Origin of the sequence: Microbacterium faecale (assembly GCF_014640975.1) — a bacterium.
Taxonomy (GTDB): domain Bacteria; phylum Actinomycetota; class Actinomycetes; order Actinomycetales; family Microbacteriaceae; genus Microbacterium; species Microbacterium faecale.
The window spans coordinates 1884513-1907797 of the sequence record NZ_BMHO01000001.1 but is presented as its reverse complement, the minus strand read 5'-3'; the positions used below and the strand labels follow the sequence as shown (position 1 = coordinate 1907797).

At 69.3% G+C, this 23285-nt stretch carries 20 protein-coding genes; 10 read left to right on the top strand and 10 right to left on the bottom strand.

Annotated features, from left to right (window positions below; all coding sequences use genetic code 11):
- Nucleotide 1 precedes the first annotated feature (1 nt).
- From IEW87_RS08990 to rpsP, 7 genes are read right to left on the bottom strand one after another with little or no spacing between them, the layout of a single operon-like run.
- The gene (locus IEW87_RS08990) at nucleotides 2–2986 is read right to left on the bottom strand and encodes a bifunctional [glutamine synthetase] adenylyltransferase/[glutamine synthetase]-adenylyl-L-tyrosine phosphorylase (protein ID WP_188711906.1); all 2985 of its coding nucleotides are present in this window, start codon (nucleotides 2984–2986) and stop codon (nucleotides 2–4) included.
- Between the two features lie 7 nt (nucleotides 2987–2993).
- Entirely contained in the window at nucleotides 2994–4328 is a 1335-nt protein-coding gene (locus tag IEW87_RS08985; protein ID WP_188711905.1) for a glutamine synthetase family protein, read from the bottom strand.
- Between the two features lie 15 nt (nucleotides 4329–4343).
- Nucleotides 4344–4529, bottom strand: coding sequence for an SPOR domain-containing protein (locus tag IEW87_RS08980; protein WP_188711904.1), 186 nt, complete (start codon nucleotides 4527–4529; stop codon nucleotides 4344–4346).
- Between the two features lie 9 nt (nucleotides 4530–4538).
- Nucleotides 4539–6098: an apolipoprotein N-acyltransferase gene (gene lnt, locus IEW87_RS08975; protein ID WP_188711903.1), complete on the bottom strand. Its 1560-nt coding sequence runs from the start codon at nucleotides 6096–6098 to the stop codon at nucleotides 4539–4541.
- Nucleotides 6095–6649, bottom strand: a complete 555-nt coding sequence (gene rimM, locus IEW87_RS08970; protein ID WP_188711902.1) for a ribosome maturation factor RimM — start codon at nucleotides 6647–6649, stop codon at nucleotides 6095–6097. Before rimM ends, lnt begins: the two co-directional genes overlap by 4 nt.
- A complete protein-coding gene (locus IEW87_RS08965; RefSeq protein ID WP_188711901.1) occupies nucleotides 6649–6879 on the bottom strand; it encodes a KH domain-containing protein in 231 nt (76 codons plus the stop codon). Before IEW87_RS08965 ends, rimM begins: the two co-directional genes overlap by 1 nt.
- 8 nt (nucleotides 6880–6887) lie before the next feature.
- Entirely contained in the window at nucleotides 6888–7322 is a 435-nt protein-coding gene (gene rpsP, locus IEW87_RS08960) for a 30S ribosomal protein S16 (RefSeq protein WP_188711900.1), read from the bottom strand.
- A gap of 268 nt (nucleotides 7323–7590) precedes the next feature.
- Here rpsP and IEW87_RS08955 point away from each other — a divergent pair, with 268 nt between their 5' ends.
- The 7 genes from IEW87_RS08955 (at nucleotide 7591) to glpK (ending at nucleotide 15799) form a co-directional block, all read left to right on the top strand.
- Nucleotides 7591–8658 (top strand): iron-siderophore ABC transporter substrate-binding protein, encoded by a 1068-nt coding sequence (locus IEW87_RS08955; RefSeq protein WP_188711899.1) that lies wholly within the window; start codon nucleotides 7591–7593, stop codon nucleotides 8656–8658.
- 41 nt (nucleotides 8659–8699) lie between these two features.
- On the top strand, nucleotides 8700–9695 hold the full coding sequence (locus IEW87_RS08950) for a FecCD family ABC transporter permease (protein WP_229731053.1): 996 nt from the start codon (nucleotides 8700–8702) through the stop codon (nucleotides 9693–9695).
- Nucleotides 9692–10738, top strand: a complete 1047-nt coding sequence (locus tag IEW87_RS08945) for a FecCD family ABC transporter permease (RefSeq protein ID WP_229731052.1) — start codon at nucleotides 9692–9694, stop codon at nucleotides 10736–10738. The genes IEW87_RS08950 and IEW87_RS08945 overlap by 4 nt, the downstream gene beginning before the upstream one ends.
- On the top strand, nucleotides 10735–11562 hold the full coding sequence (locus IEW87_RS08940) for an ABC transporter ATP-binding protein (protein ID WP_188711897.1): 828 nt from the start codon (nucleotides 10735–10737) through the stop codon (nucleotides 11560–11562). Before IEW87_RS08945 ends, IEW87_RS08940 begins: the two co-directional genes overlap by 4 nt.
- Nucleotides 11559–12476 carry a siderophore-interacting protein gene (locus IEW87_RS08935; protein WP_188711896.1) on the top strand — a complete coding sequence of 306 codons (918 nt, stop codon included), beginning with the start codon at nucleotides 11559–11561 and terminating at the stop codon, nucleotides 12474–12476. Before IEW87_RS08940 ends, IEW87_RS08935 begins: the two co-directional genes overlap by 4 nt.
- 105 nt (nucleotides 12477–12581) lie before the next feature.
- Nucleotides 12582–14264 (top strand): glycerol-3-phosphate dehydrogenase/oxidase, encoded by a 1683-nt coding sequence (locus IEW87_RS08930; protein WP_188711895.1) that lies wholly within the window; start codon nucleotides 12582–12584, stop codon nucleotides 14262–14264.
- A 23-nt stretch (nucleotides 14265–14287) separates the two neighbouring features.
- Complete coding sequence (gene glpK / locus IEW87_RS08925) at nucleotides 14288–15799, top strand: glycerol kinase GlpK (protein WP_188711894.1); 1512 nt, start codon at nucleotides 14288–14290, stop codon at nucleotides 15797–15799.
- A 14-nt stretch (nucleotides 15800–15813) separates the two neighbouring features.
- On the opposite strand, the gene IEW87_RS08920 is transcribed toward glpK, so the two are convergent.
- The 3 genes from IEW87_RS08920 to IEW87_RS08910 are packed head-to-tail and all read right to left on the bottom strand — an operon-like array spanning nucleotide 15814 to nucleotide 19844.
- Nucleotides 15814–17673, bottom strand: a complete 1860-nt coding sequence (locus IEW87_RS08920) for a gamma-glutamylcyclotransferase (protein WP_188711893.1) — start codon at nucleotides 17671–17673, stop codon at nucleotides 15814–15816.
- Between the two features lie 22 nt (nucleotides 17674–17695).
- Complete coding sequence (gene ffh / locus IEW87_RS08915; RefSeq protein ID WP_188711892.1) at nucleotides 17696–19258, bottom strand: signal recognition particle protein; 1563 nt, start codon at nucleotides 19256–19258, stop codon at nucleotides 17696–17698.
- A 13-nt stretch (nucleotides 19259–19271) separates the two neighbouring features.
- On the bottom strand, nucleotides 19272–19844 hold the full coding sequence (locus IEW87_RS08910) for a TetR/AcrR family transcriptional regulator (RefSeq protein WP_188711891.1): 573 nt from the start codon (nucleotides 19842–19844) through the stop codon (nucleotides 19272–19274).
- 79 nt (nucleotides 19845–19923) lie between these two features.
- On the opposite strand from IEW87_RS08910, the gene lipB reads away from it, so the two are divergent.
- From lipB to IEW87_RS08895, 3 genes are all read left to right on the top strand, one after another.
- On the top strand, nucleotides 19924–20565 hold the full coding sequence (lipB, locus tag IEW87_RS08905) for a lipoyl(octanoyl) transferase LipB (RefSeq protein WP_188711890.1): 642 nt from the start codon (nucleotides 19924–19926) through the stop codon (nucleotides 20563–20565).
- The gene (gene lipA / locus IEW87_RS08900) at nucleotides 20562–21554 is read left to right on the top strand and encodes a lipoyl synthase (protein WP_188711889.1); all 993 of its coding nucleotides are present in this window, start codon (nucleotides 20562–20564) and stop codon (nucleotides 21552–21554) included. Before lipB ends, lipA begins: the two co-directional genes overlap by 4 nt.
- 101 nt (nucleotides 21555–21655) lie before the next feature.
- Nucleotides 21656–23284, top strand: coding sequence for an ABC transporter substrate-binding protein (locus tag IEW87_RS08895; RefSeq protein ID WP_188711888.1), 1629 nt, complete (start codon nucleotides 21656–21658; stop codon nucleotides 23282–23284).
- The last annotated feature ends 1 nt before the right edge of the window (nucleotide 23285 follow it).

The window sequence follows — 23285 nt, the reverse complement described above, 5'->3', positions numbered from 1 at the left end:
ACTACAGATCGTAGAACACGTCCTCATAGGTGCGACGGGCCCGTCGTCCGGCGCGCAGCCATTGCTCTTCTACAAGCTGGCCGGATCCCGCCGGGCGGTCCAGGATGCGCCCGATGCCGTCGAGCGACCGATAGTCGGTCGGCAGCAGGTCGCTCGTCCTGCCCGTCAGCAGCGTGTTCGCGGAGCGCAGGCGCGTCGCAAGACGCCAGGCGGCGCCGAGACGGCGTCCGGCCGAGCGTTCGAGCAGGTCGGCGTCGAAGGCGGCCTGCAGCGCATGCAACGTCCGAGGCGTCCGCAGCTCCGGCACGCGATGCGCGTGCTTCATCTGGATCAATTGGACGAGCCATTCCACATCGGCGAGTCCCCCGGGTCCGAGCTTCAGGTGGCGCGCGGGATCCACGCTGCCGGGGATCCGCTCGGCTTCCACGCGTGCCTTGATCCGCTTGATCTCGCGCACGTCGGCTTCCTTCGCATCCGACGGATAGCGCACCTCATCGACGAGAGCCATGAAATCCGCGAGCAGGGGCTCGTCGCCCGCCACCGGCCGCGCGCGGAGCAGCGCCTGCGCCTCCCACGACACGGACCACTTCTCGTAGTAGTTCGCGTATGCATCGAGCGTGCGCACCACGGGGCCCTTGCGCCCTTCGGGTCGCAGCTCGGCGTCGAGCTCGAGCGGCACCAACGCGTCCTCCGAAGCCTCGCGCAGCCCCGAGACGATCTTCCGCGCGAGCGGCTCCGCGACGTGCGGTTCGACCTCGCCCGCGCGGTAGACGAAGAGCACGTCCGCGTCGGATCCGAAGCCGATCTCGGCACCGCCGTAGCGCCCCATCCCGATCACGGCGAACTCGACAGAGGCGTAGGAGGTTCCGAGCACGTCGCGGCAGACCGCGGTGAGCAACGCCGAGATCGTCACGTCCGTGATCGTCGTGAGCGCCGTGGTGACGTCCTTGATCGTGAGCGCGCCGGTCATCGATCCGATCGCCGTGCGCAGCAGTTCTCGGCGACGCATCGCGCGGATCCCCTTTGCCGCATCGGCGACCTTCGCGCGCCGTCGCACGATCGCGCGCGCCTCGTGATCGAGCACCTCGAAGGCTCGCGGGCGCAGCTGCTCGCCGCTGTCGAGCCACGCGACCGACTCCGGGATCCACTCCATGAGGTCCCCGACATAGCGCGACCCGCTCAGCAGCATCGTGAGAGATTCCGCCGCGCCCGCCGAGTCGCGGAGCATCCGGAGGAACCAGGGGCTGTCGCCGAGGCGCTCGCTGATGCGCCGGTAGGCGACGAGACCGCCGTCAGGGTCGACCCCCTCGGCGAACCACCGCAGCATCACCGGCATGAGCGTGCGCTGCACGGTCGTCTTGCGGCTCACGCCCTTCGTGAGCGCGCCGATGTGTGCGAGGGCACTGCGCGGATCCTGGAATCCGATGGCCGCGAGCCGGTCGTGCGCCTCGGCTCCCGTTAGGGCGCGCGCGTCGTACTCGGTGGCCGCGACAGCGGACAGCAGCGGGCGGTAGAACAGCCGCACGTGGATGTCGCGCACCTCGTGCTTCACGCGCGCCCACGTGGCCATCACGTCCTTGGCGGTACCGCCGGCGAACGCGCCGTCCACCTCGAACAGCCCCGTCGCGCGCGCGAGCACGCGCCTTCCTTCGTCATCGGCCGGCATCAGATGCGTGCGCCGCAGCTGCTGCAGCTGCAGGCGGTGCTCCAGCAACCGCAGGATCCGATAATCGGTCGAGAAAGATGCCGCGTCGTCGCGCCCGATATAGCCGCCGTCGACAAGGCTGTCGATCGCCGCGAGTGTGCCCCGCTCCCGGACGCCCGCATCGCCACGCCCGTGCACGAGCTGCAGCAGCTGCACGGTGAACTCGACGTCGCGCAGTCCGCCGGGGCCGAGCTTCAGCTGCCGATCGATCTCGTCCTTCGGGATGTTGTCGCTCACGCGCTTGCGCATGCCCTGCACGGAGCCGACGAACCCCTCGCGTTCCGAACTCGACCAGACGAAGGGGCGGATCGCGTCGACGTACGCCGCGCCGAGCTCGCGATCGCCCGCGAGAGCACGCGCCTTCAGCAGCGCCTGGAACTCCCACAGGTCGGCCCAGCGCTCGTAATACGCCACATGCGAGGCAAGCGTGCGCACGAGGGCCCCCTGCCTCCCCTCGGGACGCAGGTTCGCGTCGACCTCCCACAGCGGCGGCTCGGTGTCGTATTCGCCGATCCCCTGCATCGTCCGCTTCGCCAAGCGCGTCGCGACCTCGATCATGCGGGCCTCGTCGAGGTCCTCACCGCCGTCGGCGACGAAGATCACGTCGACATCGGAGACATAGTTGAGCTCCCGGGCGCCGGCCTTACCCATCCCGATGATCGCCAGACGCGTGGCGTCGACCTCCTCCGGGGTCGCCTGCCCCTCCGCGACGAGGGTCATTCTGGCGGCGGCGAGTGCGGCGTCGAGCGCGGCCGCAGCCGCATCAGACAGTGCCGCGGACACGGCGGCGACGACCTCGACGGGATCTGCGGCCGACAGGTCGACGGCTGCGATGCGCAGGAGCAGGCGGCGGTACTCGGCGCGCAGGGCGTTCGTTGGATCGTCGCCGGAGCCGGCGACGGCGTCGAGCATTCGCGCCGACATCTCCTCGGCGGTCGGCAGCCGCCCGGTGAATCCTGTCACCTCCGCGAGCGCATCGGGACGACGCAGCAGGAAATCGGCCAGCCCCGCCGACGCCCCGACGATACGCCAGAGCAGTCGGGCGGCACGGTCGTCGTCGATGACGCGACGCGCGGCCTGTGCGTCGCGACGCGCGATCGCGAGAATCGCGAGGACCGCGGCATCCGGATCCGCGCTGCGGGCGCCGCCGCGGATGAGGTCCTCGCGCGCGGCACCGGTCAGCTCGACCAGCTCGTCGAGCGCGCGGGTCGCCTCCGTGAGATCCACGAACCCCGCTCGCGAGAGGCGCGACCGCGTCGCCGGACGACCGGATCCCGTCATCGCGCGCTCACACCACGTCGAGCGTCGTGAGCAGTTCGAGTGACGTGACCTGCGAACGGTACTGCTCGAACTCACGCCGCTTGTTCGCGAGGACATAGCGGAAGACCTGTTCGCCGAGGGTCTCGGCGACGAGCTCGCTGTCCTCCATCTGGCCGATCGCGTAGTCGAGGCTCATCGGCAGCGACTCGTAGCCGAGCGCGCGCCGCTCCCCCGCGCTGAGGGCCCAGACGTTGTCCTCGGCCTCCGCGGGGAGCTCGTACTCTTCCTCGATGCCCTTCAGCCCGGCCGCGACGAACAGCGCATACGCGAGGTAGGGGTTCGCGGCCGAGTCGATGCCGCGATGCTCGATCCGCGCCGACTGCCCCTTCCCGGGCTTATACATCGGAACCCGCACGAGCGCGGAACGGTTGCTGTGTCCCCAGGTGATGTAGCTCGGGGCCTCGTCGCCGCCCCAGAGGCGCTTGTACGAGTTCACGAACTGGTTCAAGACGAGCGAGATCTCACCCGCGTGCTTCAGGAGTCCTGCGATGAAGCGCCGCCCCGTGGTGGACAGCTGATGAGGCGCCGACGGGTCGTAGAAGGCGTTCGAGTCGCCCTCGAAAAGCGACATGTGGGTGTGCATGCCGCTTCCGGGCTCAGTCGCGATCGGCTTCGGCATGAACGTGGCGTGCACGCCCTGTTCAATGGCGACTTCCTTCACGACCGTGCGGAAGGTCATGATGTTGTCGGCCATCGTCAGGCCGTCGGCGTAGCGAAGGTCGATCTCGTTCTGGCCCGGCCCCGCCTCGTGGTGGCTGTACTCGACCGAGATGCCGAGCTCCTCGAGCATGCGGACGGCGCGGCGGCGGAAGTCATGCGCCGTACCGCCCGGCACGTTGTCGAAGTATCCCGCCTGGTCGACCGGGGTGGGGACCTGATCACGCGGGCCCGGCTTGAAGAGATAGAACTCGATCTCCGGGTGCGTGTAGAACGTGAATCCCGCGTCGGCAGCCTTCGAGAGCGTGCGCTTCAGAACGTTGCGCGGATCCGCGACCGCCGGTTCCCCGTCAGGGGTGACGAGATCGCAGAACATCCGCGCCGTCGGGTCGACGTCGCCGCGCCACGGCAGCAACTGGAAGGTCGACGGGTCGGGGCGCGCGAGCAAGTCGCTCTCCTGCACGCGGGTGAGTCCTTCGATCGCGGATCCGTCGAAACCGATGCCCTCGGTGAAGGCGCCTTCGACCTCGGCGGGGGCGATCGCGACGGATTTGAGAGTCCCCACGACATCCGTGAACCACAGACGCACGAACTTGACGCCGCGTTCCTCGATCGTGCGAAGCACGAAATCCTGCTGCTTGTCCATGAGACCGAGCCTAATTCACTGATCCCACTCGTCTTCGCGCTTCTCGTCCTCCTCCCACGCCTTCGTGCGCTGCTCCATGATCTCGGGAGCGCGCGCGGCTTCCTCGGCCGTGTCGAACGGGCCGGCCCGGTCGACTGCCGGTGAGAGGCGCCCGTACTCGACCTCGCCAGTCTTGAGGTTGTACCAATAGTGCTCAGCCATGAGCCCAGGCTACTCGGCGGGGCGCAACCGCCTCATCCGGTCGACGAGCGCTCCCATGATGGCGACCGCGAGAAGCGGCATCCACAGGAGGAAGCCACGGATCCACGACCCCGCGACCACGGCGGGCGTCGCACCTTCGCGCAGCTCGATATCCGCGACGAGCGCGCCGGCCTCCGCCACGCCGATCTGCTCGATCGTCGTGCCATCGGCGCGGATCAGCTGGCTCGTGCCGACGGTGGAGACGTTGACGACGCTGCGGCCGGTCTCGATCGCCCGCATCCGCGCGAAGGCGAGTTGCTGCAGGTTCTCGTCGGTGCCGCGGAAGTCGGCGTTGTTCGTCTGGAACATCAGCGCTTGCGCTCCGCCGTCGATCGTCTCGTCGATGTGGTCGTCGAAGATCACGTCGAAGCAGATCGCCAGGCCCACCGTCGCCTCGCCGATCGCCATCGTCGGTGCATCGGTCCCCGGCGTGTATTCCCGCCCGATCATCTGGATCAGCGACGGCACGATCGCCTCGTAGAACTCGCGCTGCGGCACGTACTCGCCGAACGGCACGGGGTACCGCTTGTCGTGCGACTGTTCGACGCCGTCGCGCCACAGCATCGATCGGTTGTAGACGGCGTCGCCGTCAGCGACCGCCGCATTCAGCAGGATCGGGGCGTCGAAGGCGTCAGCGGCGGCGGTGAGCACACGAGCGGCGTTCGCGTCGGTGGCCGGGTCCAGACCGACCCCGCCCTCCGGCCACACCACGACGTCGGCGTCCTCGCCGATTGCCGGTGCCGAGGCGGCGAGCTGCGCGTCGAGAACGTCGTAGCGACCGTGCTCATCGATGTAGGCAGTGGGCCCATTGCCCTGCACGGCGACGACCCGCAAGGATCCGACGACCTCGGTCGGGAAGGCGGGCACGGCCACGAGGATGGCGAGCAGCGCGACAGGCGCGCTCAGAGACCACCAGGAGCGACCGCGAGCCATGGTCGACCAGCGCACCGCTTCGATCGCCAGGGCCACGATCGCGACCATGAGAAAGGTCAGTCCCGTCACCCCCACCCACGACGACACCGTCGCGAGAGGACTCTCGGACGGGCTCATGCCGATCCGACCCCACGGGAAGCCGCCGTACGGCCACGACCCCATGATGAGCTCCCGCGCGGTCCAGACCCCCGCGACGAGGAGCGCGGTCGCGGCGACGCGGACTCCGGGACGCCCAATGAGGGAGTGACTCCACCGGTAGGCCAGCGTCAGGACGACGGCGCCGAGAGCGGTGAAGAACGTCTGGATGCCGGCGAGGGCCGCCCACGGCACCCAGCTGAGTGGGTGATCGCCGAGAAAGCTCGCCGCCCAGTCGATGTGCGGAAAGTAGAAGGCCGCGCCGAAAGCCGCGCCGACGCCGAACGCCGCCCAGGACCGGCGGCCGATCAGGGAGACGAGGGCGAGCGCGACGGCCACGAACGCCAACGGCCAGACGCCGAACGATGGGAACGACGCGTCAAGCGAGATGCCGCCGAGCGCGGAGGCGACGAACGCCGCCCACAACGGGAGCGGCGCACGGGTCGGGGCGGGGGCGGTCACCCGTCCTCGCCGGGGAGCTCCTCGAACAATCCGGCAGGCGGCGTGATCACGACGCGACCTCCGGTGATGTCGACCTCCGGAACGATCTCGGAGACGAACGGGACCATCACTTCGGTCTCGCCGACCGTGACGATCAGCAGGTCCTGCGCCGGCATGTGGTCGACGCGCGCGACGCGCCCGACGATCGCGTCGTCGCGGACGACGTCGAGCCCGATCAGCTGGTGGTCGTACCAGGCATCGGGCTCGTCGTTCGGCCCGAGGTCGTCCTGGTCCACCCACAGGATCGCCTTGATGAGCGTCTCCGCTTGTGTGCGGTCCTCCACGCCTTCGAGAAATACGACAGGGCTTGCGTTCATCCAGCGGAACGCGCGCACCGTGATCGTCTTGCGGTGCCATTCGGATGTCTCCGGCACCTGCAGCGTGAACGACGCACCCGGCGTGAAACGCGCCTCGGGGTCGTCGGTGTACAGCTCGAGCTTCAGGGCGCCCTTGAGCCCGTGCGCCTTGAGCACACGGCCGACGCGAAGCTGGTTCTTGGGACTGGCCGCCATCAGTCGTCGGCCACGTCGACGCGCACGCGCCGATCGTCGGCAAGCGCCGACACGAGCGTGCGCAACGCCTTCGCCGTGCGGCCGCCGCGCCCGATCACGCGTCCACGATCGGCCTCGGCAACGTGAATCTCGAGCACGTCACCACGACCGGTCGAAACCTCGTCGATCCGGACCTCGTCCTCAGCATCCACGATGCCCTTCACGAGGTGTTCGAGCGCAGCGGCCAACACGATCGGAATTACTCCGACTTCTCGGCGTCGGCCTCGGGCGCCTCGTCAGCGGGCGCCTCGGCGGGAGCCTCAGCGGGCTCCTCGGCCTTCTTCTCGACCTTGGGCTTGACGACCGACTTCTTGGCGGTGTCGGCCTCGTAGGTCTTCTTCTCATCGGCGACCTTGAGCGTGCTCTTGGCATCCTTGTCGCCCGTGAACTTGCCCCAGTCGCCCGTGATCTTCAGGAGCGTGCGGACCTGGTCCGACGGCTGAGCGCCGACGGACAGCCAGTACTGCGCGCGCTCGGACTCGACCTCGATGAGCGAGGGCTCCTCGGTCGGGTGGTACTTGCCGATCTCCTCGATGACGCGTCCATCGCGCTTGGTGCGCGAGTCAGCGACGACGATGCGGTAGTACGGCGCACGGATCTTGCCCATGCGCTTCAGACGGATCTTGACGGCCACGATTCTCCTGTGGTTTCGGTGAAGTGAACGAACTGGTCGTCGGACGCGTGGGGTCATGCACGCCGACAGAAGCTCAAAAGGTCGGATCCGGGCGCTGGATAGAGGGTCGAGCGCGCGTTCCAACGTCCCATTCTGCCAGATGCACGGACCATTCGCGAACACGCCGCGCGACACGAGACTTGCGCTCGACGTAAAATGAGGGAAGCCTTACCTATCGTGGCCTCACCCGGTCGCCGCATACACATCACGTTGCCTTCGAAAGGTCCTCATGTCTCCCCACCGCCGCGTCATCTCGCTGGCCGCGCTCACCGGGTCGCTCCTCCTCCTCGCCTCGTGCGGATCCGGCTCATCGGTCGCCGGCGAAGGCCCTTCGGCGAACGACGCGGCGTGCGACGCAGCGGCGCATCCCGAGGCCTCGAGCACGTTCCCGGTTGAGATCGACCACGCCCTCGGGACCACCACGATCGAACAGGCCCCCGAACGGGTCGCGTCCATCGGCTGGGGGAACCAGGACGTCGCGCTCGCGCTCGGCATCGCGCCCGTCGGCTCGGACGATCAGACGTGGTCGATGACGGGTGACGAGGGACTCGGTCTCTACGACTGGACGCTCGACGCATACGACGAGCTGTGCGCCCCCGAACCCACCGTGTTCGAGACCGCAGATGGCGTTGACTTCGAGGCGATCGCCGACGCGCAGCCGGAGGTCATCCTCGCGGGCTACTCGGGGCTGACGGCCGACGAGTACGAGACGCTCAGCAAGATCGCCCCAACCGTCGCCTACCCGGAGATCCCCTGGTACACGCCGTGGCGCGAAGCCATCGAGATCGACTCCGCCGCGCTCGGCCTCGCCGCAGAGGGCGACGAGCTCGTGGCCGACCTCGATCAGCGCATCGCCGAGGCGACCGCCGACATCGACAGCTTCGAGGGCAAGACCGCCGCGTTCTTCTACGTCACCCCGTCCGACCTGTCGGTGATCTCGATCTACGCGACGGGCGACGCCCGCACCGCGTTCCTCGGCGACCTCGGATTCGACTTCCCGCAGCTCGCGCTGAACGTGTCGGAGAAGGGCGAGTTCTACACCGACATCGCCGCCGAGAATGCCGACATCATCGACGACGTCGACGTGATGGTGCTCTACGGCGACGACCAGGTCCTCGCCGAGATGCAGGACGACCCCCTGTGGAGCACGGTCCCCGCCGTGCAGAACGGCGCGGTCGTCGCCGTGGGCTCCGGAGACGCCTTCAGCGGATCCGTGACCCCCACCGCGCTGTCCATCCCGTGGATGCTCGACGACTACGTCGCACTGCTCGACGACGCGGCCTCGCACGTCGAGTGACTCTCGCGCCCGCTCCGCACCGCGTCGCACGATCGCCGCGGGTGATCGTCGTCGCCATCGGCGGTGTCGTCCTCGTGGTGATCGCCGTGGCGGCGTCGCTCGCGTTCGGCTCGCGGGCCGTCACCCTCGGTGAGATCGCCGAGGGGCTCGGCGCATGGCTGCGCAGCGACGTGGCGGAGCGGATCGGCGCCATTGCGGTCGCGGAGCGCATTCCGCGCACCGTCCTGTCGATCGTGGCGGGAGCGGCGCTCGCCGTCTCGGGCGCCGTGATGCAGGCCGTCACCCGGAACCCCATCGCCGACCCGGGCATCCTGGGTGTCAACACCGGCGCGGCGCTGTTCGTCGTCTGCGGCATCGCCTTCCTGGGCGCGACGACAACATTCGACTACCTCGGCCTCGCCCTCGTCGGCGGCGCGCTCGCCGCCGTCATCGTCTACGTCGTGGGATCGATCGGCCCCGGTGGAGCGACACCGATCAAGCTGGCGCTCGCCGGCGCGGCGATGACGGCGGCGCTGTCCTCCCTCGTCAGCGCCGTCCTCCTCCCCCGGCTCGCGGCCATGAACGACTTCCGCTTCTGGCAGGTCGGTGGCACGGGAGGAGCCGACTGGGAGGCCATGGCGGTCGTCGCCCCACTCCTGATCGTCGCGGCGGTGGTGGCAACCGTCTGCTCGGGTGGACTCAACGCTCTCGGGCTCGGCGACGACGTCGCGCGGGCACTGGGCGTCCGCGTCGGACTCACGCGCGCCGTCGCGGCGTCCGCCGGCGTCGTGCTCTGCGCCGCCGTCACCGCGATCGCCGGCCCGATCGCCTTCGTCGGCCTCATGATCCCCCACGCCGTCCGCCTCGTCGTCGGCCCCGACCAGCGCGCGATCCTGCCGCTCTCTGCCCTCGGCGGAGCCGCCCTGCTCGCGCTCGCCGACACACTCGGACGCGTCATCGGATCGCCGGGTGAGGTCGAGGCGGGCATCGTCACCGCCTTCCTCGGTGCGCCCGTGCTCGTCGTGATCGCCCGCCGCACGCGGATGAGAGCACTGTGAGCACCGCCACCGCCACTGCCGTCGCGACCACCATCCGGTTCGGCCGTCGCCGCCGCCTCCGGCGACGCGCCATCGTGTGCGGCGGCCTGACAGCACTCCTCGTGGCCCTGGCCGGGGCGATGCTGATGCTCGGCAACACGATCTATCCCGCATCCGACGTGGTCGCGGTTCTGCTCGGCGAGGACGTGCCTGGCGCTTCGTTCACCGTCGGCACGCTGCGCGTCCCGCGGCTCATCGGCGGCGTGCTCGCCGGCCTGGCGTTCGGCGTGGCCGGCTCGACATTCCAGACGATGCTCCGCAATCCGCTCGCGAGCCCAGACGTGATCGGCATCACCTCCGGCGCGAGCGCCGCGGCCGTGCTGTCGCTCGTCGTCCTCCACTGGTCCGCAGGCGCGACGATGGCCCTCGCGCTCACCGTCGGAATCGCGACCGCGGCCGTCATCGCCCTCGCCGCACGCGGGCGCGACTCGACGGGCGGACGCCTGATCCTGATCGGCATCGGAATCGGCGCCATGCTCGACGCGGTCGTCGCCTATCTGATCCAGCGTGCGGCCGAGTGGGACGTGGCGGTCGCGATGCGCTGGCTCACCGGCAGCCTCAACGGCGTCGGCATGGACGACCTTGCGCCGCTCGCGATCGCGGTGATCGTCATCGTGCCGCTCGTGATGGTCCTGTCGCGCGATCTCAGTGCGCTCGAGCTCGGCGACGCGTCCGCGACGGCCCTCGGTGTGAAGGTCGACCGTTCGCGGATCCTCCTGATCGTCGGCGCCGTCGCGCTTGCGTGCTTCGCCACCGCCACGACCGGACCGATCGCGTTCGTCGCGTTCCTCTCGGGGCCGATCGCCGCGCGCCTGGTCGGACCAGGCCGTCCCGCGATCGTCCCGGCAGCGCTCGTCGGCGGCTGCATCGTGCTCGCGGCGGATCTCGTCGGCCAGTACGCGTTCGACACCGCGTTCCCCGTGGGCGTGATCACCGGCATCGTCGGCGCGCCGTACCTGCTCTATCTCCTCATCCGCACGAGCCGTCTCGGAGGATCCTCGTGACCGAAACGCATCTGCTCGAAGTACGCGGGCTGTCGGCCGGATACGGCGGGCGGGCGATCGTCGACGGCGTTGACCTCCTGCTCCCGCCTGGCCGCATCAGCGTGATCGTCGGCGCCAACGCCTGTGGGAAGTCAACCCTCCTGCGGACGATGTCGCGCCTGCTCGCGCCGCGCGACGGATCCGTGCTCCTGGACGGGCACGCGATCGGCACGATGCCCACGAAGCAGCTCGCGCAGACGCTCGGCCTGCTGCCGCAGCAGCCGATCGCGCCCGAGGGCATCGTCGTCGCCGACCTCGTCGGCCGGGGGCGACACCCTCACCAGCGAATGTTCCGCTCGTGGTCGGCCGCCGATGACCGCGCCGTCGCCGAGGCGCTCGACGTCACCGGCATCGCAGAGCTCGCTGACCGCGCCGTGGACGAGCTCTCCGGAGGGCAGCGGCAGCGCGTCTGGATCGCCATGGCGCTCGCGCAGCACACGGACGTACTGCTCCTCGACGAGCCGACGACGTTCCTCGACCTCGCCCACCAGATCGATGTGCTCGACCTGCTCGCCGATCTGAACCGCGACCGCGGCACGACGATCGCGATGGTGCTCCACGACATCAACCTCGCGGCGCGCTACGCCCACCATCTCTTCGCGATGTGCGATGGCCGCCTCCTCGCGCACGGCGCGCCGCGCGACGTCGTCACTCCGGAGCTGATCGCCGACGTCTTCGGACTCGACGCCCAGGTCATCGACGACCCGGTCTCCGCGACCCCACTCGTGATCCCCCGCAGCCGCCACCACACCGGCGCCCCCGCCCGACAAGGAGACACCGCATGACCTTCGCCCTCGACACGCGACCCTCGAGGTTCTTCCGCACGCGCGTCACGCAGATCCAGGACCTCACGCCGAGCTTCCGTCGCTTCACGCTGACGGGCGACGACATCTCCGAGTACGGCGACCCGGGCTACGACCAGCGCATCAAGGTCGTCTTCCCGTCGGAATCGGCACCCCTCGACGCGATGCCGACCGGCGCCGACTGGTACACGGAATGGCGCGCGATGCCGGAGACCTCACGTCCGCCATTCCGCACCTACACGACCCGTGCCGTGCGGACCGCCGACCGCGAGATCGACATCGACATGGTCGCGCATGACGTGATCGGACCCGCCTCCGCATGGATCGCGGACGCCGCCGTCGGCGACGAGCTCCTCGTCTATGCGCCGACGATCCACCACGAGCCCGTCAGCCTCGGCATCGATTTCGTGCCGCCCGCGCAGACGGATCACGTGCTCCTCGTCGGAGATGAGACCGCCGCCCCCGCGATCGCAGTGATCCTGGAGCAGCTTCCCCGCGATGTCGTGGGCACGGTCGTGCTGGAGCTGCCCGACACGCGCGATGCAGCCTATCTGCCGCCGCATCCGGGATTCGACGTGTTCGTCGCTGGCCGTACCGACGGCGGTCGTCATGATCACCTCGAGGCGACCGTGCGGGCGCGTGCGGGCCTGCTCTGCCCGGACGGCCTCGGCGCCGACGTCGAGGAGATCGACATCGACCGCGACCTGCTCTGGGAGGTGCCGCGGACGGCGAAGGGCGGCGCCGCCCTGAAGTCGGCCCCGCTGTACGCCTGGATCGCCGGTGAGGCCAGCGCGGTGAAGTCGCTGCGCCGTCACCTCGTCCGTGACGTCGGAATCGACCGCCGCGCCGTCGCCTTCATGGGCTATTGGCGCATCGGCCGCGCCGAGGGATCCTGAACGAACCAAGGCTCTCGCGAACGCTGCTCGACCGCTGACGCGGCCTGCCTCCGCAGTCGCGCGCACCCCGAGGCGACACCCCCTCACAGTCGTTACGCTGGGGGTATGCGGAAGTCCGTCGAAGCCGCGCGGGATCGGGGCCGCGCCGACGTCGTCATCATCGGTGGCGGCATCAACGGCATCGCCGCGTTCCGCGACCTCGCGCTGCAGGGCGTCGACGTGCTGCTGGTCGAGCGCGACGACTTCGCGTCGGGCGCGTCCGCGGCGTCGAGCCATATGATCCACGGCGGTATTCGCTATCTCGAGAACGGCGAGTTCCGCCTCGTGCGCGAGTCGGTGCGGGAACGCAACGACCTGCTGAAGACCGCCCCTCACCGCGTCCGGCCGTTGCGCACCACGATCCCCATTCGCCGGTTCTGGTCGGGCCTGATTCAGGCGCCGCTGCGTTTCCTGACGGGGCGGGCAGGGCGCCCGACCGAGCGCGGGGCCGTGCTGATCAAGCTCGGCCTCATCATCTACGACCTGTTCGCCACCACCGGCCGCCGCACACCCTGGCACCGCTTCCGCGGTCGGCGCGCCTCGCACGCCGAGCTTCCGAAACTCGCGCCCGATGTCACCTGGACCGCCACGTACTTCGATGCGTCGATGCACGATCCCGAGCGCCTCGCTCTCGATGTTCTGGCCGACGGGCTCGCCGCAAGCCGCAGCGCTCACGCCGTCAACTACGTCGAGGCAACCGGTTTCGATGGCGGCTCCATCGCCCTGACCGACCGAGACAGCGGCGAGACGTTCCGCGTCGCCTGCGACGTGATCATCAACGCGACCGGTCCGTGGGCCGACCTCACCAACAGCGCACTCGGCTCCCCCACGCGCTTCATGGGCGGGACGAAGGGCTCGCACATCGTGCTCGACAATCCCGAGCTCGTCGCCGCGACGGGCGGGCGCGAGATCTTCTTCGAGAACGCCGACGGGAGGATCGTGCTGATCTACCCGCTCAAGGGACGAGCGATGGTGGGGACGACCGATATCGACGCCGATCCGGCGGAGCCAGTGCGCTGCACCGAGGAGGAAGTCGACTACTTCTTTGCTCTCATCGGCGAGATCTTCCCCGAGATCGCCGTCAGCCGCGACGAGATCGTCTACCGCTTCAGTGGGATCCGACCGCTGCCGGCGAGCGACGCGGCGAACCCGGGGCAGATCTCGCGCGACTACCGAATCGAGGTCGCCGACCACGGTGGCACCACCCTCGTCACCCTCGTCGGCGGGAAGTGGACGACGTTCCGCTCCCTCGGCCAGACGCTGTCCGATGTGACGCTGCGCCTGCTTCGGGCGCCACGCGTCGAGACGACACTCGGCCGTGCGATCAGCGGCGGTCGTGACTATCCGGCGTCGGATCGCGCGCGCGACGTGTGGCTGCGATCCCGTCTGCCCGGCGCCGGCTCGCGCGGTCCCGTCCTGCTGTCGCGCTACGGCACGCGCGCCGCCGAGGTCTGGCGCGTACTCGAAGACGACGACGACGTGCCGATCGCCGGCGATCGGCTGTCCACGCGGGAACTCGCGTGGATGGTCGACGAGGAACACGTGACCCGGCTCTCCGACGTCGTGAAGCGACGCACCGACCTCGCCTTCACCGGCGCCGTCACGCACGAGCTTCTCGAGCGGATCGCCGATGCGTTGGCTCCCCTGCTCGATTGGGACGACGAACGTCGCCGCCACGAGGTCGCCGAGACCATCGCCGAGTTGCGTGACCGCAACGGCATCGACCTCGCCACGCGCGCCACTGCCTGACCCCGCGTTCGAAGGAGAACCGCATGCCCGATCACGTCCTCGCCATCGACCAGGGCACGACCTCGTCGCGCGCGATCATCTTCGATCGCGACGGTCGCGTCGTCGCAAGCGGCCAGAAGGAGCACGAGCAGATCCTGCCCCGCGCGGGCTGGGTCGAGCACGACGCGAGCGAGATCTGGCGCAACGTACAGGAGGTGATCGGCCTCGCCCTGAGCCGCGCCGGGCTCACGCGCCACCACATCGCGGGCATCGGCATCACCAATCAGCGCGAGACGACCGTCGTCTGGGATCGTGCGACCGGCGCGCCCGTCGCGAACGCGATCGTGTGGCAGGACACGCGCACACAGGACATCGTCGATCGCCTCGCCGCCGACGGCGGCGCCGACCGGTTCCGCGACGTCGTCGGGCTGCCACTGGCGACCTACTTCGCGGGCACGAAGATCGCGTGGATCCTCGAGAACGTCGAGGGCGCACGGGAGCGCGCCGAGGCCGGCGAGCTGCTTTTCGGCACGACCGACACGTGGGTGCTGTGGAACCTCACGGGCGGGTCGGACGGTGGCATACACGCCACCGACGTCACCAACGCCTCGCGCACGATGTTCATGGATCTCGACACACTGACGTGGCGCGACGACATCCTAGAGGCCTTCGAGGTGCCGCGCGCGATGATGCCCGAGATCCGTTCGTCGTCCGAGATCTACGGGCACGCGAAGGATTCCTCGCTCCTGCGCGAGACCCCGATCGCGGGGATCCTCGGAGATCAGCAGTCAGCGACGTTCGGACAGGCCGCGTTCGACGCTGGCGAGAGCAAGAACACGTACGGCACGGGCAACTTCCTCATCTTCCAGACCGGCGAGGAGAAGGTGCTCTCGGACGGCGGGCTGCTGACGACGGTCGGCTACAAGCTCGGCGACGACCCCGTGCAGTACGCTCTCGAGGGCTCCATCGCCGTGACCGGATCGCTCATCCAGTGGCTGCGCGACCAGCTCGGCATCATCTCGTCAGCGCCGGAGGTCGAGGAACTCGCAGCGAGCGTCGAGGACAACGGCGGCGTCTACCTGGTGCCCGCCTTCAGCGGGCTATACGCACCGTACTGGCGCGCCGACGCCCGCGGCACGATCGTGGGTCTCACCCGGTTCGCCAACAAGGCCCACATCGCTCGCGCGGCCCTCGAGGCGGTCGCCTTCCAGACGCGCGACGTCCTCGACGCCGTCGGTTCCGACACCGGGCTCGATCTGACGGAGCTGCGGGTCGACGGCGGAATGGTCGCCAACGACGCGCTGATGCAGTTTCAGGCAGACGTCCTCGGCGTGCCGGTCGTCCGTCCCGTCGTCACGGAGACGACCGCGCTCGGCGCCGCCTACGCCGCCGGCCTCGCCGTCGGCGTGTGGGAGAGCCTCGATGAGCTGCGGGGCAACTGGCAGGAGGACCGGCGCTGGGAACCGCAGCTGCCGTCGCACGAAGTCAACCGTACGCTGCGTCTCTGGCGCAAGGCCGTGACGAAGTCGATGGGCTGGGTCGACGACGACGTCTGAGGCGAGGCGGACGCTCAGGCGCGCTGTCTCGGGTGGGAGAGTCGGCGCCGGAGCTTCGCCACGGTGAGGGTGAAGGTGCCGACGACGAGCGCTCCGATCAGCACGAGCGCGATCACCACGCTGGGCACGATCGCAACGACGCCGATCAGCGCCACGGCGAGCAGGAGCATCATCTCGCGCAGCTCACTGCCGAACTGCTGCAGCCGCGCGGGTCGTGCGCGCAGTGTCCCCAACTGCTGCGGCGCGATGCCGAGCCGGGCGCGCGTCGATGCATCGACGAAGATGGTCGGAATATCCGGCCAGACGCCGAGCGTCTCCCTGACACCGGGAAAGCGCGCCCCCCAGATGCCGTTCGACACGCGTTCGCGCTCGGCCTGCACATCCTCCGGCACTTCGAAGGCCTTCACGGCCAACGTCTGGACCTCGCCCATCGCATCGGGACCGCCTTCGAGCACGACGTAGTCGCCGCTCGAGACCCCGAGCAGCTGCAAGGAGAGCCGGCTCATGAGGCAGACATCGCGCTCCGTCGAGGCCGTGTCGGCGAGGGTGACGCGCATGGTGAGCGAGTTCGGCGGACCGAGGATCACGTCCGACCATCGCTGTCGCCTCACCGCGACCGGACGGATGCGCACCTCTTCGCCCGCCTCGACGCCCATGCCCATCCGCAGCACGTGATCGATCTCGATGCCCTCCGCGGGGAGCGGCGCATCATCGCCTCCTCGCAGCACCGTGGCGATCGTGCGCGGGGCTCGATCACCCGCGACATCGAGCAATGCCTCCGACACCAGCTCGACGTGCCTCGGATGTCCGAGCAGCCGATCCAGCTCGCGGCCGAAGCGCACCACCGATCGGCCACGTCGCTCGAGAAAATCGTTGGATCGCCCCGAGATCGCGACGACCTCGCCGTCCTCCTCCTTGACGATCCTCGCGTCGATCAGAGTGCCGTACCGGCGCGGCCGCGCCCCCATCTCATCGCGCAAGTCCCAGAGCGGATTCTCTTCACGAACGAGTCCGGCCGCGCGCAGTGCCTCGGTGGACTCCGCGACGCTGGACCGTCGTGTGACGATCTCTTCCGGCTCCGATCCCACCACCGCGGCGACGGCCGGCTCCTCGCCGATTCGTTCGAGCACGGAACGCTGATCCGCGAACCAACGCTCGGGCGCGACCGCATCGGGCCGCTCCTGGTCGAGGCTGCCCATGATCCAGGGACCTTCCTCGCCGGCGAGACAGCCGTCACGAGCGACGTAGGCGTAGGCGCCGGTCAGCCGCTCGCCCGTCTCCAGCAGGATCGGCGTTTCGACCCAGACGCGTCGATATGCGGAGGCCTCGCTCCGATCGAGCTCCCGAAGCTGCTGATCGTCGAGCAGCTGCAGCGCCATCTCCGTGACGGCGCCCTCCTCCGGAACAACGGTCGCCGGGACGTACCCCAGCGGCGAGACGAACGAACAGAATCCCGCGATCATGCCCTCGACACGCGCGCGGATCGACGGCACGACGAGCGGCACCGCCGTGCCGGAGAACTTGTGTCGCAGCTGCGACGGCGCCGCGTTCGAACCGACTGCGAGGACGGGCACGCGCGGATCCGGGCCGATTCCGTACGACTCCTCGAGCACGGACGACAGGTGTGGGAATGCGGTGCGCGACAGCCCGAGTCGTTCGCGTTCGGTCACGGTGAGTTCCACGCGGCAGTTCGGAAGGCGCTGTGCGTGATCCGAGCGCCACTGGAGCTCCCCGCCGTCGCGATCACGAATCTGCCAGATGGCGTCTTCGGTGATGACCACCGATGCAGCCGGGCGGCGTCCGGGATAGGAGAGCGGATTCGCCCGCGGGGCGCTGGACGCGTCGAAATCAGACGCGGCAGTATCGTGCGGCATGGCGCTCAGCTTACCGAGACGCCTACTTGCCGAAGAGCTTCTGGATTTCGGCCATATCGGTCTCGTTCGGCGCCTCTGGGGCGGCAGCCGCACCGAGGCCGAAGCCGGATCCGCTCGGCTGCGCCGGCGGCTGTCCGCTCGCCTGCGCCGCGCGCTTCGCCGGGTTGCCCGACTGCCCGCCGACGTGTTTGGCCTTCTTGCCCTTCTTGCCGCGCTTCGTCGACGCTCCCGTCTTCTGGCCGGGGATCGTCCCCATCCCGGGGATGCCGGTGGACTCGCCGCGCGCGACCTTCTTCATCATCTTGGCCGCCTGTTCGAAGCGGTTCACGAGCTGGTTGACCTCGGTGACCGTGACACCGGAGCCGCGCGCGATGCGCGCCCGGCGTGAGCCGTTGAGGATCCGGGTGTTGTGGCGCTCCGCCGGCGTCATACCGCGGATGATCGCTTCCGTGCGGTCGATCTCGCTGTCGTCGAAGCCCTCCAGCTGCTGCTTCATCTGGGAGCCCATGCCCGGGAGCATCCCGAGCATCTTCTTCATGGACCCCATCTTCTTGACCTGCTGCATCTGCTCGAGGAAGTCGTCGAGCGTGAAGGCCTCCTTCGCGAGCTTCTCCGCAACCTTCTGCGCCTCTTCTTGGTCGAAGGTGCGCTGCGCCTGCTCGATGAGGGTGAGCACGTCGCCAAGGTCGAGGATGCGACTCGCCATGCGGTCGGGGTGGAATTCCTCGAGCGCGTCGAGAGTCTCACCGTTCGAGGCGAAGATGATCGGACGGCCGGTGACCGAGGCGACCGACAGCGCGGCACCGCCCTTCGAATCGCCGTCGAGCTTCGAGAGCACGACGCCGGTGAAGTCGACGCCCTCCTGGAACGCGCGCGCGGTGTTGACGGCGTCCTGGCCCGTCAGGGAGTCGATGACGAAGAGCACCTCGTCGGGGTCCGTCGCGCGGCGAATCTTCGAGGCCTGCTTCATCAGCTCCTCGTCGACGCCGAGGCGGCCGGCCGTGTCGATGATGACGATGTCGTGCTGCTTCTGGCGCGCGAACTCGACGCCGCTCCTCGCAACCTTGACCGGGTCGCCGACGCCGTTCCCGGGCTCGGGCGCGTAGACGGTCGCGCCCGCCTGCTCGCCGACGACCTGCAGCTGGTTCACTGCGTTGGGACGCTGGAGGTCGGCCGCGATCAGCAGCGGCGTGTGGCCGTCGTCCTTGAGCTTCTTGGCGAGCTTGCCGGCGAAGGTCGTCTTACCGGATCCCTGCAGGCCCGCGAGCATGATGACGCTCGGCGGCGTCTTGGCGAACTGCAGCTTGCGCTGCTCGCCGCCGAGGATCGCCACGAGCTCCTCGTTGACGATCTGCACGACCTGCTGCGCGGGGTTCAGCGCCTTGTTGACCTCGTCGCTCAGCGCGCGTTCGCGCACGTCGGCCGTGAACTTCTTCACGACCTCCAGCGCGACGTCAGCCTCAAGCAGGGCGCGCCGGATCTCGCGCACGGTGCCGTCGACATCGGAGGCCGACAGGCGACCCTTCGTGCGGAGATTCTTGAATGTCTCGACGAGACGGTCGGAGAGCGTGCCGAAAGTAGCCATGGTGGCCTCGATTCTAGTCGAGGGACGACCCCGGGCCGCTCAGGACGTCGAGCGCGCGCTCGAGATGGTCCGCCAGCGGCGCCGTCCCCGCGCCCGCAGCCGCCCACGCGCGGATCGCGGCGAGCGCCGCGGCACCGTATGCGCCTGCCGTGACCTCCGCGACAAGCGGATCGGTCCCCGTACGACGCAGTCCCCGCGACGCGATGTGGGCGATCCGCCAGGCACGCAGCGCCGACTCGCGTTCGAGGTGTGCTTCGATCCGCATCGTCTCGGCGTTCGCGAACGCGAGCGCCAGGGCGTCGGGGGCGAAGCCGTCCGCCAGGCGCCGCAGGGCGGTGGCCGGCGCCTCGCCGCTGGAGACCGCGCTGGCGATCTCCGTGATCCGCTCGTCGAGCCCGCCCCACAGCAGATCCGCCTTGCCGGCGGCGTAGTTGAAGAAGCTCGAGCGCCCCACTCCCGCGCGCGAGGCGATCTCGGCCACGTTCGTCTCGTCGTACCCCTGTTCGAGGAACAGCTCGCACGCCGCCTCGGCGAGCATCTCCCGAGAGATCGCCTTCGGCCGCCCCGGCCCCGTCGTCTTCGCCACGCCCCCAGCGTAGGCCCGCCGTCGCTCTGCGACACGCTAGGGTTTTCTGGACTGCGTCCATCTATTGAAAGGAAACGCGATGGTCACCGTGCTGGAGGCGGGCTACGGCCCGATGTACGTGCCCTACGCTGCCGGCTGGCACCTGCAGCGACGGATCCACGGGGAGATCGTCGCCGGCACACGCGAGGAGACTCTCATCCTCCTTGAGCACGAGGCGGTCTTCACCGCGGGTTCGCGGACGGAGGAGCACGAGCGCCCCGGACTCGGCGAGACCCCCGTGGTGGACGTCGACCGCGGCGGAAAGGTCACCTGGCACGGCCCCGGACAGCTCGTCGGCTACCCGATCGTTCACATCGGCGCGCAGCGCGAGGTCGTCGGTCACGTGCGGCGGCTGGAGGCCTGTCTCATCGACGCGCTCGCCGAGGTCGGTGTCCACGGCTTCCGCGTGCGCGGGCGCACCGGCGTCTGGGTCGGCAGCGAATCCTCCCTGGCGAAGATCGCCGCGATCGGGGTGCGCGTCGAGCGCGGCGTCACCCTGCACGGCTTCGCCCTCAACTGCAACAACGCGCTGGAGGCCTACGACGAGTTCATTCCGTGCGGTATCGAGGACGCGTCCGTCACATCGATTCGACGGGAGACCGGCCGCGACCTCTCCCCTGCCGACATGTCGGCGGCCGTGCGCCGCGCGTTCGCCGCCACCTTCGAGCGGGTGACCGCATGAGCGTCGCGGCGCCGGAGGGAAGGAAGCTGCTGCGGCTCGAGGTGCGGAACGCGCAGACCCCCATCGAGAAGAAGCCCGAGTGGATCAAGACCCGCGTGAAGCAGGGTCCGGAGTACCGCGCCCTGCACTCCCTCGTGAAGGACGAGGACCTGCACACCGTGTGCCAGGAGGCGGGCTGCCCGAACATCTTCGAGTGCTGGGAGGATCGTGAGGCGACGTTCCTCATCGGCGGCTCGCAGTGCACGAGGCGCTGCGACTTCTGCCAGATCGACACCGGTCGCCCCGCGGCGTACGACACGGACGAGCCGCGTCGCGTCGCCGAGTCGGTGCGCCGGATGGAGTTGAGGTACGCCACCGTCACGAGCGTCGCGCGCGATGACCTCCCCGACACGGGCGCGTGGCTCAACGCCGAGACCGTGCGGAAAATCCACGAGCTCAACCCGAACACGGGCGTCGAGCTGCTCGCGAACGAACACAACGGCGAACCAGATTTCCTCGGCGAGATCTTCAGCGCGCGGCCCGAGGTGTTCGCGCACAACGTCGAAACGGTGGCGCGCGTGTTCCGGCGGATCCGCCCGGCGTTCGACTATCACCGCTCGCTCGGCGTGATCACCCAGGGGCACGAGGCAGGACTCATCACGAAGTCCAACCTCATCCTCGGCATGGGCGAAGACCCCCGCGAGATCCTCGAGACGCTCGCCGACCTCCGCGAGGCGGGGTGCGACATCATCACGCTCACGCAGTACCTGCGCCCCTCACCGCGCCACCTCCCGGTCGATCGGTGGGTCAGACCGGGCGAGTTCGTAGACCTGCGCGAGGCGGCCGAGGAAATGGGGTTCCTCGGCGTCCTCGCGGGCCCCCTCGTGCGCTCGTCCTACCGTGCGGGACGGCTGTGGGCGCGCTCGATGCGCGAGAAGGGTCGGCCGATCCCGCCGCACCTGCAGCACATCGCCGACAGCGCGCCGGCCGAGTTCGCGCAGGCACTCTGATCCCCTCGCCCGAATGAGGCGGGAACAACCGCTCGCATCCGGGCGTTAAGCTGGGTGCGGTCTATTTCTGGACCGCGTCCACATCACTGTCGAGGGAATCCATGCCTCTGCTTCGTCGTGCCGTGTCGGCACTCGCTCTCACGTCCGTCGCGCTCGTCGCCGCCGCCTGCACGCCCGCCCCGCAGACCGAGCCCGAGGCCGTCGCGGGCGGCACCCTCGTGTACGCGACGGGCGATGCGGAGCCGACCTGCCTCGATCCCCACGTCGGCGGCAACTACCCCCAGGGCCTGATCTCGACGCAGTACCTCGAGCCGTTGTTCGGGCGCGACGCGGACGGCGAGATCGTCCCGTGGCTCGCGGAATCCGGTGAGGCCTCTGAGGATGGTCTCACGTGGGACATCGCGCTGCGAGACGACATCACGTTCACCGACGGCACCCCGTTCGACGCCGAGGCGGTCAAGGTCAACATCGAGCATCTCCAGGATCCCGACACCGCCTCGTCGACCGGCTACCTCTCGGTCGAGCAGGTCGAGGAGGTCGAGGTCGTCGACGAGACGAACGTACGGCTGCACCTGTCGACCCCGAAGTCCGCCTTGCTCGAGGTGCTGAGCCAGCAGTGGTCGGCGATGCAGTCACCCGCGGGCATCGAGCGCGGCATGGACGAGAACTGCCAGGCGCCGATCGGGACCGGTCCCTTCATCGTCGAGAGCTGGGCGCCCCAGCAGTCGGTGACCCTCGTACGCAACGACGACTACGTCCCGACGAACCCGGAGATCGACCACGAGGGTGCAGCGCACCTCGAGCGGATCGAATGGCGCTTCATCCCGGACGCCGCCACCCGCCAGTCGGCGCTCGCGTCGGGCGAGGTGCACGTCATCGACAATCCCCTGCCGGCCGACATCGCGGCCGCAGAGTCGCAGAGTCTCGGACACATCGACGCGCCGCGACCGGCTGCGGCGAACCGCATCGAGCTGAACTCGGCGCAGGCGCCATTCGACGACGCCCTCGTGCGCGAGGCGTTCATCCGCGCCGCCGACCCGTCCCCCGGTATCGAGACGCTCTTCGCCGGCACCGCGAGCCGCTCATACTCCGCACTGTCGAGCGCTGAGCCGTTCGCGCTGAGCGACGAGGAGCTGTTCCGCACGGATCCCGACGAGGCGGAGAGCCTGCTCGACGAGGCCGGGTGGACCGAGCGCGCCGATGACGGCACGCGCATGAAGGACGGCGAGCGCCTCGCCGTGCGCTTCCCCGTCTCGACCAACCAGTCGACCGCGGCCGAGCAGTCGCTGTTCGAGCAGATCCAGTCGAACACCGCCGCGGTCGGCTTCGACGTCGAACTGCAGCCCACCGACCTGTCGACGTGGTACGGCGCGCTCGCGGCCCACGAGTACGAGGCGGTGTCGGCGCCGTACACGACCGTCGGCCCCGACGTCCTGCGCATTCTGTACCACTCTGACGGCACGGTGCCGGCACCCTCCGGGTACTTCGCGAACAACGCCCAGCTGACCGATCCGGAGCTCGACGCCCTGCTCGAGGACGCGCTCGCGACGACGGACGACGCCGAACGACAGCAGCTCTATACCGACGCCCAGCGGATCATCCTCGACAGCTTCACCGTCCTGCCGCTGTACGACCAGCAGAACCACTTCCTCACGAACCAGGTGACGGGGGTCGGCACGCTCCACACGATCTCGACGCCGACGTTCGTCAACGCGCAGCTGACCGAGTGAC

What these genes read in the sequence shown, in the direction of transcription:
- IEW87_RS08985 (WP_188711905.1), bottom strand. Translation starts at nt 4,328, where the DNA reads ATGGACAAGCAGCAGGATTTCGTGCTTCGCACGATCGAGGAACGCGGC.
- lipB (WP_188711890.1), top strand. Translation starts at nt 19,924, where the DNA reads ATGGTCACCGTGCTGGAGGCGGGCTACGGCCCGATGTACGTGCCCTAC.
- IEW87_RS08955 (WP_188711899.1), top strand. Translation starts at nt 7,591, where the DNA reads ATGTCTCCCCACCGCCGCGTCATCTCGCTGGCCGCGCTCACCGGGTCG.
- lipA (WP_188711889.1), top strand. Translation starts at nt 20,562, where the DNA reads ATGAGCGTCGCGGCGCCGGAGGGAAGGAAGCTGCTGCGGCTCGAGGTG.
- ffh (WP_188711892.1), bottom strand. Translation starts at nt 19,258, where the DNA reads ATGGCTACTTTCGGCACGCTCTCCGACCGTCTCGTCGAGACATTCAAG.
- rimM (WP_188711902.1), bottom strand. Translation starts at nt 6,649, where the DNA reads ATGGCGGCCAGTCCCAAGAACCAGCTTCGCGTCGGCCGTGTGCTCAAG.
- IEW87_RS08930 (WP_188711895.1), top strand. Translation starts at nt 12,582, where the DNA reads ATGCGGAAGTCCGTCGAAGCCGCGCGGGATCGGGGCCGCGCCGACGTC.
- IEW87_RS08920 (WP_188711893.1), bottom strand. Translation starts at nt 17,673, where the DNA reads ATGCCGCACGATACTGCCGCGTCTGATTTCGACGCGTCCAGCGCCCCG.
- IEW87_RS08990 (WP_188711906.1), bottom strand. Translation starts at nt 2,986, where the DNA reads ATGACGGGATCCGGTCGTCCGGCGACGCGGTCGCGCCTCTCGCGAGCG.
- glpK (WP_188711894.1), top strand. Translation starts at nt 14,288, where the DNA reads ATGCCCGATCACGTCCTCGCCATCGACCAGGGCACGACCTCGTCGCGC.
- IEW87_RS08980 (WP_188711904.1), bottom strand. Translation starts at nt 4,529, where the DNA reads ATGGCTGAGCACTATTGGTACAACCTCAAGACTGGCGAGGTCGAGTAC.
- IEW87_RS08895 (WP_188711888.1), top strand. Translation starts at nt 21,656, where the DNA reads ATGCCTCTGCTTCGTCGTGCCGTGTCGGCACTCGCTCTCACGTCCGTC.
- IEW87_RS08935 (WP_188711896.1), top strand. Translation starts at nt 11,559, where the DNA reads ATGACCTTCGCCCTCGACACGCGACCCTCGAGGTTCTTCCGCACGCGC.